Below are 15073 nucleotides of genomic sequence, written 5' to 3'. Positions count from 1 at the left end.
TGTTGTTTTTATTTGTTGAATGTCTAATTTAATGGAAAAAATAATGGATTAGAGAAGGGAGTTAATTATGATGATAAAAGGTTTCGGGGGAATATTTTGGAGGACTAAAAACCTAGATGCTATAAAAAAATGGTACAGTGAAGTATTACAGATTAAAATAGACAATTGGAATGGGACTATTATTAAACCCCATTCAGAAAATGAAACTATCTTTTCTTTCTTTGCTGAAGATGACAGTTATTTTCCAACAGAACAGCAAGTGATGTTAAATTTCCAAGTTGATAACCTAGACGAGACGATTAAGCATCTTGAACAAATTGGCGTGCCTCTTGTGAAGGAAAAGGAGATTAGTGAATTTGGAAAGTTTACTTGGATAAAAGATCCTGAAGGTAGACTGATTGAGCTATGGGAGAAATAAACGGATTTTAATCTGTTAAAACTGGTGCGATTCTTCAATAAGAAGGATCGTTTTTTCTTATTCAAGTAACGGGTGCGTCGAACAATTAACTAATAAGTCTCTCTAGTAAAAAATAGTTTTTATTAAAAAACACTGCAAACAGATATATGAATTAAACTGTTTGCAGTGTTTTTTTTGTGTCAAGCTACTATTTTAATGCAATCTTTAATATCTCATCCCCAAATTTTACTTTTAAGTGTATATCGGTATAGTCTAGTGTTCTAAACCTTATTTGGTTAACAAGTACGTTTTCCTTGATGAGGTCCTCAAAATTCTGAATGATCTCTTTACTAAAATCAGTGGAAAAGATAGTAATCTCTATATATTTCTCAACAGGTAAATCAAGTTTTTTACGGGTGTCCTGTATTGCTCTAATTAGTTCTCTTACTTGGCCTTCGTTGACTAACTGAGGAGTAAGTTTTAAATCTATAATCACCTTCAATTGCTGATCTCCAGCCATATCGTATCCAGATTGAACCTGGTACTCGACATTTATATGTTCCTTCTTTAATGTTAACGGTTGGCCATTAACGTTTATTTGCAGTTGGCCATTTTCTAATAAGGCCTTTGTTAAGTTTTCCGGAATATGGTCTACAAATTCTTTTACTGCGTTTACCAACTTTCCGAATGCAGCACCGGCCATTTTAAAATTCAACTTAACAATAGTTGATTCATAACGTGATAAATCTTCTGTGAAGATAACATTCTTTAAATTTAGCTCATCTTTAATAATATTGGAATAACGGCTTAAATCATGTTCCCCTTCATTACGCCAAATAACAATTTGATTTAAAGGCTGCTTAACCTTTAAGTTGTGAGCATTCCGAATACTGCGACCAAGTTCAACGATTTTCAGGACTGTTTCCATATCTCGTTCTAAATCTTCATTAATCATTGAATCTTCATATTTGGGATAGTCTTGCAAATGGACACTCTGTCCATGGAGCTTTAAATGAATATCTTCAGCTATATACGGTACAAACGGAGCCAACAGACGGCTGATTGTACTAAGCACTTCAAAGAGTGTTGAATATGCAGCCAGTTTATCATTCGAAAGTCCATTTGCCCAAAAACGACTTCTCGACCGTCGCACATACCAGTTACTTAAATCTTCCACCAGTGCAGCCAACACACGGGTTGTCTGGGTAAACTGAAAATGCTCCATGTCATTCTCAACTTTTCTGATTGTATTGTGAAGCCGAGACAAGATCCACTCATCCAGGGTTGTTCTCTTTCCAGTTTGATTTCTTTCATATACGAAGCCGTCTATTTTTGCATACATGGAATAAAACTTATACGTATTGTCTAATGTGTCAACTAGCTTTGATTTTGCATCTTGAACAATCTTTTTGGAAAAGCGTTTTGGATTCCATGGAGAACTATCCACTAAGAAAGCGAAGCGGAGGGCATCAGCACCAAATTCCCTTATTAGCTCAACAGGATCTAATGCATTGCCTTTACTTTTAGACATTTTTTGACCATGTTCATCAAGTACATGTCCGAGTGACAAAACGTTTTTATAAGGTGCGATTCCAGTGTAAAGTGTTGACACCGCGAGCAAACTGTAAAAAAAACCTCTTGTTTGATCAATACCCTCGATGACAACATCTGCAGGGAATTGTGACTTGAATTTTTCTTTATCTCCAAATGGATAATGATACTGTGCAAATGGCATGGAGCCACTGTCAAACCAAACATCTATAACTTCAGATGTTCGGTGCATAACACTTCGACATTGAGGACAAGTGAGCTGGACTTCATCGATATATGGTTTATGCAATTCGATCGTAGAGGGGATCAACGTGCCAGCTAATTTTTGTAGTTCTTCGATACTGCCTGGTGCTTCTTCATGACGACAATTAGAACATATCCAAACGTTTAATGGTGTACCCCAATAGCGATTCCTGCTAATATTCCAATCTAGAAGGTCTTCAAGGAAGTTACCAAAACGCCCATTTTTAATATGGTTAGGATACCAGTTAACAGTTGCATTGTTAACAAGCATCTTATCCTTTAAAGCCGACATCTTAATGAACCAGCTATCCGTTGCATAATAGAGTAGGGGAGAATCGCATCTCCAACAATGAGGGTAGCTGTGTTCATATTTTTCCTTATGAAAAAGTGTGCCGTTTTCAGAAAGCATTTTAATAATATCTAGGTCACAGTCCTTCACAAACCTGCCTGAGAGTCCTGTAATTTCGGATGTGTAGCATCCTTTTTGGTCGACCACATTGATAAAGGATAGACCATTCTGCTGAACAGTCTTGTAGTCTTCCTCTCCATAAGCTGGAGCAATATGAACGATGCCAGTACCGTTGTTCTCAGTGACGTAATCCGCTAAGACGACATGGTGCCCTTTTTCAACTTCTACATAATTAAAAGGTGGGGTATAAGCTATGCCCTCAAAATCACGACCGCTATGTTCACTTAGCACGGTTACAGAATCACCAAGTACTTTTTCAACTAAGGACTTAGCAACAATATATACTTCATTCTCTTTTTTTACACGCACATAAGTTAAGTTTGGGTTTATGGCGAGTGCTACGTTGGCAGGTAAGGTCCAGGGTGTCGTTGTCCAACCTAAGAAATATTCATTGTTGGCATCGACACGTTTAAATTTAACCGTCGCTGATAAATCTTTTACATCTTTGTAGCCTTGTGCCACTTCGTGAGAGCTTAAAGTCGTTTGACAACTGGGGCAATAGGGAGATACTCGGTGCCCTTTATACAACAACCCATCCTTGTGAACTTTACTTAAAATATTCCAGACACTTTCAATGTAATCATTAGTTAAGGTCATATAGGGATAATCCATATCTACCCAATAACCCAATTCTTCTGTAAATGAACGCCATTTTTGCTCGTAGGTGAATACACTTTCTTTACATTTTTTGATAAAGGGCTCAATACCATATCGTTCGATCTCTTGTTTACCTGAAATACCCAGCTGTTTTTCTACACCTAGTTCCACTGGAAGCCCATGTGTATCCCAGCCAGCCTTTCTTTCAACGAGGAATCCTTGCATGGTTTTGTACCGTGCGACCACATCTTTAATCGTTCGACCAAAGGCATGACCGACATGTGGTAATCCATTTGCCGTTGGGGGACCCTCGAAAAAGACGAACGGTTCTTTACCGTATTCTCAATTGAACGGATTTCCTAAAGGTATGATTTTCACCCCAGTAATTTCGAATTTGTTCTTCACGGTGGACAACGGTTTTTTTACTTTCATTAGAGTTCATATAACTCACTCCTATAAATAATTTTAAAAGCACACAAAAACCCCGTTCCCTTGTAAGGGACGGGGTTAACCGTGATACCACCCTAATTCTATTGATCCGATCAATAGCACTTAGCAACGTACAATCATACGTGTTCCTTTTAACGGTGGACTTCCGTTTAGGCTTACTAAAAGAGTTCAGCCTAACTTCTCAGAGAGGATATTCACGTATCACTCGAACACTGACTTGCACCAAAGTGTCAGCTCTCTATGGATCAAGACGAAACGCTACTTTTTCTCATCAACGAATTTGTGTGCTTTTATTGGAATTTATTGTAACAAGGGGAGAGTTAATTGTCAAACAATTCTTTACAGTTTAAATTAAATCGGGCTTGCCAAAGAAATTCGTTCTTCTTTTCAATTAAACTACCGGGGACAAGAGTTAAAGATTGGAATAGCTCGAGGGATCCCCTTTTTATTGTACTAACTACAGGATAGCTCAACAACTAATTATAGAGAACGGATTTTTGTTTTTATCAGTTAACATAAATAAAATAGGTGGAGTACAAAATGAAAAATTCTGTTATTAAAATATGAAAAATATTATTAGCATTATGGTTTTCTTTCTGTATAAGAAGAAAGCAATTGTTTTTGAAGATTTTACATGATATATTGAAAAGACCACTTATTAAAGTACTTTAATAAGTTTTTTTGTTCAAGACTTATTAAAGTTCTTTAATAAGTATAGATAATAGGTGGTGACGTTTGTGAATGCTACTCCAAAATCGATGGGGAAGGTAATACTTCGAGAAATTCGTACTACTCTTTTAGAGCTCGGAAGTGCAACAAAAGTGGAACTTAGAGATAAATTAAAAATTAGTTTTCCCACCATTAGTAAGTTCCTAGCACAAATGGAACAGGATGGAGAGATTATTTTAGTCGGTTTAGATGATTCTAGTGGCGGAAGAAGAGCAAAAAGGTATACATACAATCCTGAGCATATGCTGGGCCTAGCTATTTTCTTAGAGCGGACTGAGACGAATTATGCCATTTTTAATTGTGTTGGAGAAGTAAAGGAACAAGGGAGAGTTCCGAGTGTATTAATTGAGGATGGTTTAAATTTATTAACTACATCCATTGAGAGATTAATGACTGCATATCCAAAAATTAATTCGATCGCAATCGGCGTTCCTGGTTCTGTTGATAATGGGAAGATTTTTTATATACCGGGTTATGAGCAGTTTAAAAATATTGATGTAAAAGGATTTTATGAGGACCATCTTTCAATACCTGTTGTAGTAGAGAATGATATGAACGCGGCAGTTCTCGGTTATCATCATAATCGGGGAATTAAGGCAGATCAATCCCTTGTATACTTGTATTCCGGTCAAAATGGTCCTGGTGCTGGATTTATGATCAATGGAGATGTTGTGCGGGGAAGCACATTCTTCGCCGGTGAGGTTTCATTCGTTCCTCAATATAATGACCGGAATTTCGGGCAAGCATTGGGAAATGGAACTGGAAGCCAAAAGGTGCCGATCTGCGAAGATGATCAGATTGATGCAATCAGCAGATTAGTAGCCTCGTTTACGGCTATCATTAACCCTCATTCCATCATTTTTTGCAATGATGAAGTGGTAGAATCAGGATTAGAAAAAATCGCCAAAGTCAGCACTAACTATATCCCGGCAGAACATCTTCCAGACCTTAAAATAAGTGATTGGAAACAAGACTATTTATATGGATTACAAAGACTTGGGCTGGAACTTATGTTGAATGCAACAGCATAGGAATAAAAATAAAAAAATAGGCGGGATAACAATATGGCTACACTCCTTTTAGTAATAATTTATACGGCTTTTATCAGCTTAGGCTTACCTGATTCACTGCTTGGGGTAGCGTGGCCTGTGATGCAACCTGACATTGGGGCCCCATTGGAGATGGCTGGATTCCTTTTTATGACAATTGCAGGTAGTACTATTATCTCCAGTTTAGTCAGCGGGAAGGTACTAAAAAGGTTTGGGACTGGCAAGGTTACATTTGTCAGCGTCTTAATCACTGCTTGTGCTTTGCTAGGATTTCACTTTGCTCCATCGATTGTTTGGTTATTTTTATGTGCCATACCACTTGGATTGGGAGCAGGAGCTGTTGATGCAGGATTAAATGATTATGTTGCTACACATTATAAGGCACACCATATGAGTTGGTTACATTGTTTTTGGGGAGTTGGTGCCACTCTTGGTCCGATTATTATGGCTCAGTTTATTTCAGGCCAAAATTCTTGGAGAAACGGATATTTTGATATTTCTGGCATTCAGTTTGCGTTAGTGATCATCCTTTTCTTCACTTTGCCTTTATGGAATAAAGTGAAAAATAACAGCATTATTTCTTTGAATGGAGGAGCCGAAGAGTCAAAAGGTCTAACCTATGATGAAGAGAATAAAGAAATGAAACCTTTACAAGTGAAAGGAGTCAAACTGGCTCTTACATCCTTCTTGTTTTACTGTGGGGTTGAATCAACAGTTGGTCTTTGGGGAAGCAGCTATTTGGTAAATGTGAAAGAGTTACACGTGGCACTTGCAGCACAATGGGTTTCCTTTTATTACGCTGGAATAACGGTTGGTAGATTTATTACAGGCTTTATTACCTTTAAAGTTAGTAATCTATCTCTCATTCGGATGGGCCAAATAATAGCATTATTCGGTGCCGTACTTCTTTTCCTGCCACTGCCGTCCATCTTCTCGCTTGTAGGTTTTATTATGATTGGATTGGGATTAGCACCGATATTCCCGTGTATGTTACACGAAACACCAGATCGTTTTGGGAAGAAGCATTCCCAGACAATTATGGGCTATCAAATGGCTGTGGCCTATACAGGTAGTACATTTATGCCGCCTCTTCTTGGTTTCATTGCAACACATTCAACGATAGGAATTTTCCCGCTTTGTATTGTTGTTTTTGTAGTAGTAATGCTCCTAAGCTCAGAAAAATTAAACAATTTACTTAAAAAGAAAGATTTAATGAAAAGAAAAGACACAAGCTCCACAGCATTTTAATTATTAGACAGCGAAATCTTAAAATATATTCCAAAATAAAAGAGTACTAGACTTGCTTCCCTTGGAAAACAAATCAATTGATGAATTTAAAAAAATAGGCTCTGTTAAATATGGCTGTTGATTTCCGGTCCAATCAACAGAGTATAAAAAACAACAATATCGTTTAACAGAGCCAAAAAATAAAGGAAAAAAGCCGATTTTCCAAGATGGAAGATCGGCTCTTTCTGCAACTTATTCGTTGATCGTATGGTTAGATTTCTCTTTCATGCAAGTAATATCTTCTCTTGGTGGATTACCAAACATGCGGGAATATTCTCGACTGAATTGTGATTGACTTTCGTAGCCTACCCGAAATGCGACATCGGCGATATCTGTTGAATGGGTTAATAACATGCGTCTTGCTTCCTGTAACCGCAATTGTTTTTGAAACTGAATTGGGCTCATAGCTGTAACCTCTTTAAAGTGCCGATGAAGAGAAGCAACACTCATCCTCGCTTTTTCTGCAAGCTGCTCGATTTTAAAAGAGCGGTCATAACTATTGATGATATGTTCAATAACATCTTTGATTCGATCGCCGTTACTGCCCTTTATGGCCATTTGTTCGAGAGATCCACCATGGGGACCTTGTAAAATCCAATAGAGAATTTCCTTCGTGATTAATGGTGCCAGAACTGGGATATGTTTTGGATTTTCTATCAACCGGGCTAACCTCATTACAGCATCTAACAGAGTTGGTTCTGCTTTGCTGACAAACATCGCACGTTTGGCATTTTTTTTCTGTCCTTCTCGAATATCAGATTCACTTAAAACTTCTAAAATTTGATTCGGTGTAAATTCAAGTTTGAGAGCCAAATACGGAGTGTCAGAAGATGCTTTTATTACTTGACCGGTTACCGGCAAGTCAACGGAAGCAACAATGAAATGACCAGGACCGTACCTAAAATGCTCCTCCGCTAAAAATACATCCTTTTCCCCCTGGACGATAATACAAAAGGATGTTTCGTTCACTCTAGCAATAGGTTCGGTAACAATTGATTCACGGATTAAAAATAAAGAAGGGATCGCAGTGGGATGAACCCCGTCCTGTTTTGAATAACGTTTAATGAGTTTGGCAAGTTCATGCTGCTGTTTGCAGATTTCTACTGACATATTGTATTCTCCTGCATCAATGATAGTCACATTTTATCCTATATTTGTAGATTATGTAAATGGCTCTGATAGGATTAGGCAAAGACTTGATAGGAATGAGATAACGATTGGTTTTTCAATTGTTGCATAATATACACATACCTATGTAGAAATTTGCACCAATATCTTTGAATACATTTTTAAGGAAAATGAGGGAGGTTAACATGGAATATGTAAAACTTGGTAACACAGGCTTAGATGTATCTCGATTATGTCTGGGGTGTATGGGGTTTGGGGACGCAAGCAAATGGATTCACCAATGGGTACTTAATGAAGAGGACTCCCGTATCGTTATAAAAAAAGCACTCGAGTTGGGAATTAATTTTTTTGATACAGCAAATGTGTACTCGCTGGGGACCAGTGAGGAATACCTTGGACGAGCACTTAAGGAATATGCCAATCGCGATGAAGTTGTCATAGCAACTAAAGTACACGGGCAAATGCATAAGGGTCCGAACGGTTCTGGGCTTTCCCGAAAGGCAATTATGAGTGAAATCGATAAAAGTCTTAAGAGGTTGGAAACGGATTATGTAGACCTTTATATCATCCACCGCTGGGATTACAATACTCCAATCGAAGAAACAATGGAAGCCTTGCATGATGTTGTGAAGTCTGGTAAGGCGAGATACATTGGCGCTTCTGCCATGTTTGCTTGGCAATTCCAAAAGGCATTACACGTAGCTGACAAAAATGGATGGACTAAATTTGTATCCATGCAGAATCATTTAAATCTCATTTACCGTGAAGAGGAGCGAGAAATGCTGCCACTTTGTAAGGAAGAAGGAATCGGTGTAACACCGTATAGTCCGCTCGCATCAGGAAGATTGACGCGTGATTGGTCGGAAACAACGTACCGTTCAGAAACGGATCAAATTCAGAAATCAAAATATGATGCGACCGCCGATGCTGATCGATTGGTTGTAGAACGAGTTGCGGCCATGGCAGAAAAATATGGTGTTCCACGTACCCATATCGCACTTGCCTGGCTGCTGCAGAAAGAAACGGTAACATCTCCCATTATCGGAGCTACAAAAATTTCTCATCTCGAAGATGCCGTAGGTGCACTAAGCATTAAGTTAACAACTACGGACATTGCATACCTAGAAGAGCCATATGTACCACACCCAATCGTTGGACATAATTAATGGATCGTTAGACAGTTATGTAGGAACAGTAATAAGGCTAAAGAAAACTAAAGTGAATTTTCCCCCTAAAGCGTACTAATAAATGGCGATTCTTCCACAGGAAGGTCGCCATTTTTGTTAATCCATAAAAACGAAAGTGAAATAGTGGACTTAATTGGTATAGATTGGTTGATCTAGTCCTCATATTTATATTATTAGTCTTTTTTCGTTAGATTGTCGTTTTAGATATACTTATTTGTCAATCTACTAAAATCTGCTAAAATATCCTAAGGTAACCATAAAGACCATTTAATTCAAATAGGTAGTAAACGATTAAAAGTAGGAGGGGGGACCACATTTTTGATCCCAACAAAAGTAGATAGCATTTCAATCACTACGAAAAGAGAAAAAAGCCTGGAATCCATCGTCGATTGGTTTGATCAGCGTAAACAATCGTTTTATTCACTTGGTTGGTCCTATCTTAAAAATCAGCAGCAAATGGAAGAACTTTTTTATCTGGCCATTAAAAAGGTCCACAAGGAGCTGTCTCGATTAAAAAGAGAAACATCAATCGAAACGTGGGTTACCTCCATTTTCATACATACCTGCCGGGAGCTTTCTAATAATAAAAGTTTACAAGCTTCAGAGGAAGGTGAACCGCGTCAGGATTTATTTAAAGCACTGGATCAATTGAAAGAGTCCGAGAAAGAAGCGATCCTCCTTACATATATCAAAGGAATCTCAAAGGAGGAAGCGGCCCATCTTCTTCAAGTTTCAGTAGAAAAGATGAAAGAGCTTTTGTTTTCCGGTATTCAGTCCCTAAGAAATGAAATAGGATATGGATCAACCTTTAATGGCTGTCAGGAGTATCATAAGGATTATCTTGATTACTTGGAAAGAACTTTAGATCGTTCAAAAAAAATAGATTTAGAGGTACATGTTTATCATTGTCAAGGTTGTCAGGAGGATTTGGCTACCTTTCAGGATGTCATGTTAACCATGGTAAATCTTACTGAAATGATTCAAAATTTGCATGTGCCACCTGGTTTCATGGAGAATGTCAAAGATAGGCTGGCAAAAGAGGAAAAGACAAGTCAACAGAAGAACAAGAAACGTAAAAGGAAGGGACTAGTTATTGCAAGCTTATTCGCATTAGTTATGGGGATAGGTTATTTTTCGGGGTTGTTTACCAACCTCTATTATTCAACGACAGAAGAAGATCAGCAATTACGTACGTTCCTTCAACATGGCCTGGGTGAAAGGCTGAACCTGGAAGCAGAAAGCGATGGGGTGAAAATTAAAATCAACGGTGCGATTGCTGATGATGTTCAAACGATTCTTTTTTATGAAATAGAAGATACAAAAGAAGACAGTCAATATGTGATGCATTATCAGGATGGGGTTTATGTGGTGAACGAACATAAAATTATGAGCAGTGAAGCATATATAAGGTACAATCGTCCTAATCTTGAATCGGTTGTAAATAAAAAAGAAAAGAATGTGTATCGGGGGAAGATTAGTCTACCACCACTTAGCAAGGATGACGGGACAATTAAACTGTGGATCACAAAGATTCAGAAATTGGATCGTCATTCTACTGATCCGAATGGGTATTGGGTTGATGAGCAAATGGAATATCAAACAGGGAAGTGGAACTTCGAGATTCCTGTAACAAAACAACCCTCGATTGAATTTGCATTGGATAAAAAACAAGAACTCGAGGGAATTCAGGTTCGATTTGATAAACTAACCATTGCTCCAACAACGACGATTTTGCAATATAGTATTAAAAATGGCCAGTCAAAAAAACGGATAGAAGTTCTCAATATTGGCTCTCTAGAAGTCAATGATAAGAAAATGAAACCTGATTTGAATGGCGGCTCTTTACCAGATTTTCCACAAGACATGAATTGGACAACTTTTCAAACAAACTTTAACCCTTTATATGGAGAAAAGCCAAAAGAGATTAGCGTTAAATTAGGATCTATTTATTTATCTTTTGAAGACAAAAAAATTATCGAACTAGATACTTCTAATACATATCCTCATACCTTTGAATATGCTGGCAGCACAATCTCCATCGACAAGGTTGAAGTTGGACAGCCGACTATTGTTGTCTTAAGCAATCATGAAATTAAGAATCGAGCATATGAGTCGCTTCAATTCCGTATTGTGGATGAGAGTGGAAATGAAGCTAGTTCCATGGAAATGAGCACTGATGGAGTAATCGTTGATAAAAACGGGGTGGAATACGAGAACGATACGACTGCCCCATACGATGAAATCGAGCAGCCACGTTATTTCTTTACCGTTCAAACCATGAAGTTAGATAATGAAAACACTAGAGAAAAAGTGAATCCTAAAAGGCTGGAGATTTTAGGATATAATACAACCAAATATTTGGAAGACAATGTGAAGGTTTCGTTGGAATAATATGCACTTTCAAATATAGTTATCTAGCTACTAGAGGAAAAGGTTAAATTTCATAAAAAATAAAGACGTTTATTGTTTTTTGGAACGATATAGTTTAGACGTGGCAAGTTAGTCAGTAATGTGTTAAGATGATATTCCTTGGCAGGGGCAACATTAATAGTTTGGAGGAAGCAGGGAAGATGTCCAAATTCCCTGCTTCTTTGTCATAACTTGAAACTTGGTAACAACGCATCAAAATTGATCAATCTTCAAATAACCTTATTAAAAGATAAATTCTATCCCGTTTTCTATATAGGTTGTGTTTTGTAGCCCGGTTTGGGTTACCACATATTCAGATACATTTTTTGCTGTGCTTCTGATTATCTCACTCAAACCTAAGTTGTCAAATACGCGTGCGTAGCAGCGGATTATTAACGTATCATTTTCTTTAAACAGATGATAATAGACGGTTTCCTTTTGTTTTTTCGAATAACAGTGGATAAATAGATATTCATCTGTCGGTTCGATTCCTTTTATCCAAAGTTCTTCTTGAACTATTCGTTTTATTTCCACGATTTGCTTCTCTGATAAATTTATTCTCATCCCATCTCACCATCTTATTTATTGATATTGATCTGCATTCCATTCCATCAATTACTATTATACGAAAAAGCGAAAGTGCCTGTCACAAGAAAGGTAGTTCATGATACGTTTATGATCATTAATTTGGAGGAGTATGTTTAAAAGTGGTGCACAATGTTTGAGTGGAGAGTTATTTGTTGTTTATACCGATTATTAGCGGTCGCTCTCTTTTTGTTCGACTATCTTGCAGGCTTATAAAATACAATGTTAATAATTTGTAATAAAAATTGAACTGGAAAATTCGCAATAAAACTCTGATTAGCACATATAAATGGGCTAAGGGGGTTTACAATGAAATCCAACAAAATAATCACATTAAAATTTACTTTCCGGTCTATTCTAATGGTCATAGGTATGTTCTTAATGATTTCTTTGGTTGTAATATCAAATATGAATATCTCCTCCCTGAAAATGAGTAATTCTATTGGAGTATTAAACGGTGAAAAACTCTTTTTACAATTTTTCAAATCCGAGAATCATACCTATTTTCCTGAAATGGACAATCCTGTTTTCACAGTTTCAAAAATGACAAATTTAGCTTTTCAAATAGGAACCACTATTAAACCCACAGATACAAGAACGTTTTTGGGCAATGAAATTCCTGGATTAAGACTGTATGACACGGAGATCGTGGTTGCTGGTGAAGGGACCAACATAACAAATCTTCCATCCGAATCTGCTCCTCCGACTGAGGTTTTATTAAATGAGCGAAAAGCTTCTGAGGAATTAATAGAAGAAAATCAAACAACTGACGACAATAAACCGATAACCAACCCTGAACATAAAACAGTGATGATTTATCATACGCATAGTTGGGAATCATATCTGCCTGTCTTGAAGGATGCTAAGAACCCAGATGATGCAATAAGCTCTGACGAAAGAGCAAATGTAATTGGTTTAGGAGACCGTTTAGCTAGGGAATTAATGAGTAGAGGCATTGGAGTTGACCACGATAAAACAAATATGACACAAGAGTTACTAAAGAAAGGATGGAAATCAACACAGGCCTATACAGAATCGAGAGAAATCGTTGAAGCTGCTGCAGCCAAAAATAATGAGCTTAAGTATTATATTGATATTCACCGTGACTCAGCACGAAAACAAATTACGACGAAAACAATTAATGGTGTGAACTACGCGAAGGTCTTATTCATAATAGGAAGAGAAAACAAAAACTACCTCGAAAATCTAGAATTTGCGAAAGCACTGCACGCTGAGCTGCAAAAAAAGTACCCTGGACTTAGTAGAGGGGTCTTTCTTAAGTCTTATAAGGATGGGAACGGTGTCTACAATCAAGATATATCAAATAAAGCAATGTTGCTGGAAATTGGCGGGGTAGATAATAATCTGGATGAACTCCATAATACAGTAGATGTATTTTCAGAGATACTAGCTGATTATTATTGGAAATCCAATCAAGCAAAAGAGGTAAATGGAAATGGTTAAAAAAATTTTCCCTCGTCTGTAAAATGGTTATTGTTTACTTTTATAAGCACCGTTTTCTGTTTTGGATTTACAGGCTTATCTTATATAACAATAAGTGCTTTCTTTACGGGTTTAATATTTTCAGTAGCAAATTTATATCGGAACAACTTAGAAAATATAGATTTATAATGCAGTTTTTCTAGTTTTGAGGATAATAATAACAATTAAAGAAGGAATTTCATATAGTACTTACGGGTGCATTAGTAAAAAAGGCAGCGGAAAAAACCGTTGCCTTTCAACATTATTACTAAAAATACTAATCTCTTTTTCCATTAAATTAAATACCTTATTTCAACTAAAGGGCCAGGTTAGCTGAGTAGAAATAGTTTATTGTTCAACTAGATTTGCTTTGGTAAAATAATGTAAAACAGTTGGGAGTATACGTATGATTAAATATCCATTTTTAGAAAAAGATCCAACGATAGGAGTAACAGCACCATCATCTGGGGTACAAGCTGGGTTACATGATATGTTTAAACAATCATGTAAGCGTATGAAATCGAAAGGATTTAAAATCATTTGTGGTGATACGGTTTGGACTCAAGAAAAGGCAAAATCAGCTCCTGCTAAAAAACGTGCAGATGAGTTTAATGAAATGATCCGTGATGAGACTATTAATATCATTATTCCTCCATGGGGTGGAGAACTGCTAATTGAAATACTTGAAAATATTGATTTTAAAAATATAAAGAATAAGTGGGTATTAGGTTATTCGGATATAAGTGCTCTGTTATTGGCAATCACATTAAAAACTGGTACCGCACTGCACATGGTACCAATTTTGTAGATCTAAGAGGGGAATATTCAGATGACACCACTGCAATGTGGCAGTCAGTATTATCGACAAAAGTTGGAGAATCTGTCCTTCAACATTCATCAGCCAAATATCAAAAAGAATGGAAACACGATAATCCTACTCCATGTGTTTTCGATTTAACGGAACAAACCTATTGGAAAACTGTGTCAAATAAGAAAGTTGAAATACAAGGACGTTTACTTGGTGGATGTATAGATGTAATAAGACATTTAATTGGTACACCATTCGGTGATGTAAAAAACTTTAGAAAAGAATATATCAATGAAGAGCCTGTAATATGGTTTTTAGAGAATTGTGAGTTAACAACAACAGATTTGCGAAGGTCATTAGTTCAAATGAAGTTAGCTGGTTGGTTTGAACAATGTTCAGGTATTATGTTTGGACGAAGTAATGCGAATATACCTGTGAATAATTACACGATTAAAGATGTTTATACTGAACTTTCCGCCGAACTTGAAATACCGATTATTTATGATGTGGATTGTGGTCATGTCCCTCCACAAATCACATTTATTAATGGTGCTTATGCTCAGATAAAAGTAGAAAATGGCAAAGGATCTATTCTGCAATACTTTAAGCGATAAACATATTAAAGTACACTATTTGAACTACCGAGTTGAGTTTAATAAAGAGTTACTTCGGCGACTCTTTTTCTTGTTCCACTTCCAGGCA

The 15073-nt window shown here is 36.9% G+C and carries 8 protein-coding genes, 2 pseudogenes and 1 other annotated feature; of the genes and pseudogenes, 7 read left to right on the top strand and 3 right to left on the bottom strand.

The window, feature by feature from the left end:
* Positions 1-70: 70 nt before the first annotated feature.
* Positions 71-418, top strand: a complete 348-nt coding sequence (locus ACZ9EE_RS03305) for a VOC family protein (protein WP_476032839.1) — start codon at positions 71-73, stop codon at positions 416-418.
* 187 nt (positions 419-605) lie between these two features.
* Here the strand turns inward: ACZ9EE_RS03305 and ileS are convergent.
* Positions 606-3699: pseudogene (ileS, locus tag ACZ9EE_RS03300) on the bottom strand (isoleucine--tRNA ligase).
* Positions 3700-3751: 52 nt separating this feature from the next.
* Positions 3752-3991, bottom strand: a binding site (T-box leader).
* 474 nt (positions 3992-4465) lie between these two features.
* On the opposite strand from ileS, the gene ACZ9EE_RS03295 reads away from it, so the two are divergent.
* Together ACZ9EE_RS03295 and ACZ9EE_RS03290 are read left to right on the top strand one after the other, a co-directional pair.
* Complete coding sequence (locus tag ACZ9EE_RS03295; RefSeq protein ID WP_476032838.1) at positions 4466-5467, top strand: ROK family transcriptional regulator; 1002 nt, start codon at positions 4466-4468, stop codon at positions 5465-5467.
* Positions 5468-5500: 33 nt separating this feature from the next.
* Entirely contained in the window at positions 5501-6733 is a 1233-nt protein-coding gene (locus ACZ9EE_RS03290; protein WP_476025262.1) for an MFS transporter, read from the top strand.
* A gap of 231 nt (positions 6734-6964) precedes the next feature.
* Here the strand turns inward: ACZ9EE_RS03290 and ACZ9EE_RS03285 are convergent, their stop codons facing one another.
* Positions 6965-7882, bottom strand: a complete 918-nt coding sequence (locus ACZ9EE_RS03285) for an AraC family transcriptional regulator (RefSeq protein ID WP_476025261.1) — start codon at positions 7880-7882, stop codon at positions 6965-6967.
* Between the two features lie 203 nt (positions 7883-8085).
* Here ACZ9EE_RS03285 and ACZ9EE_RS03280 point away from each other — a divergent pair, with 203 nt between their 5' ends.
* Positions 8086-9066, top strand: a complete 981-nt coding sequence (locus ACZ9EE_RS03280; protein ID WP_476025260.1) for an aldo/keto reductase — start codon at positions 8086-8088, stop codon at positions 9064-9066.
* Between the two features lie 339 nt (positions 9067-9405).
* Positions 9406-11478, top strand: coding sequence for a DUF4179 domain-containing protein (locus ACZ9EE_RS03275; protein ID WP_476025259.1), 2073 nt, complete (start codon positions 9406-9408; stop codon positions 11476-11478).
* A gap of 261 nt (positions 11479-11739) precedes the next feature.
* On the opposite strand, the gene ACZ9EE_RS03270 is transcribed toward ACZ9EE_RS03275, so the two are convergent.
* Complete coding sequence (locus ACZ9EE_RS03270) at positions 11740-12060, bottom strand: hypothetical protein (RefSeq protein ID WP_476025258.1); 321 nt, start codon at positions 12058-12060, stop codon at positions 11740-11742.
* A gap of 330 nt (positions 12061-12390) precedes the next feature.
* Here ACZ9EE_RS03270 and spoIIP point away from each other — a divergent pair, with 330 nt between their 5' ends.
* Positions 12391-13545 (top strand): stage II sporulation protein P, encoded by a 1155-nt coding sequence (gene spoIIP / locus ACZ9EE_RS03265; protein WP_476025257.1) that lies wholly within the window; start codon positions 12391-12393, stop codon positions 13543-13545.
* A 424-nt stretch (positions 13546-13969) separates the two neighbouring features.
* A pseudogene (locus ACZ9EE_RS03260) lies at positions 13970-14985 on the top strand (S66 family peptidase).
* Positions 14986-15073 lie beyond the last annotated feature (88 nt).

The sequence above is a fragment of the Bacillus sp. URHA0034 genome (assembly GCF_056280405.1).
This window is presented reverse-complemented; position numbering and strand designations above follow the sequence as displayed.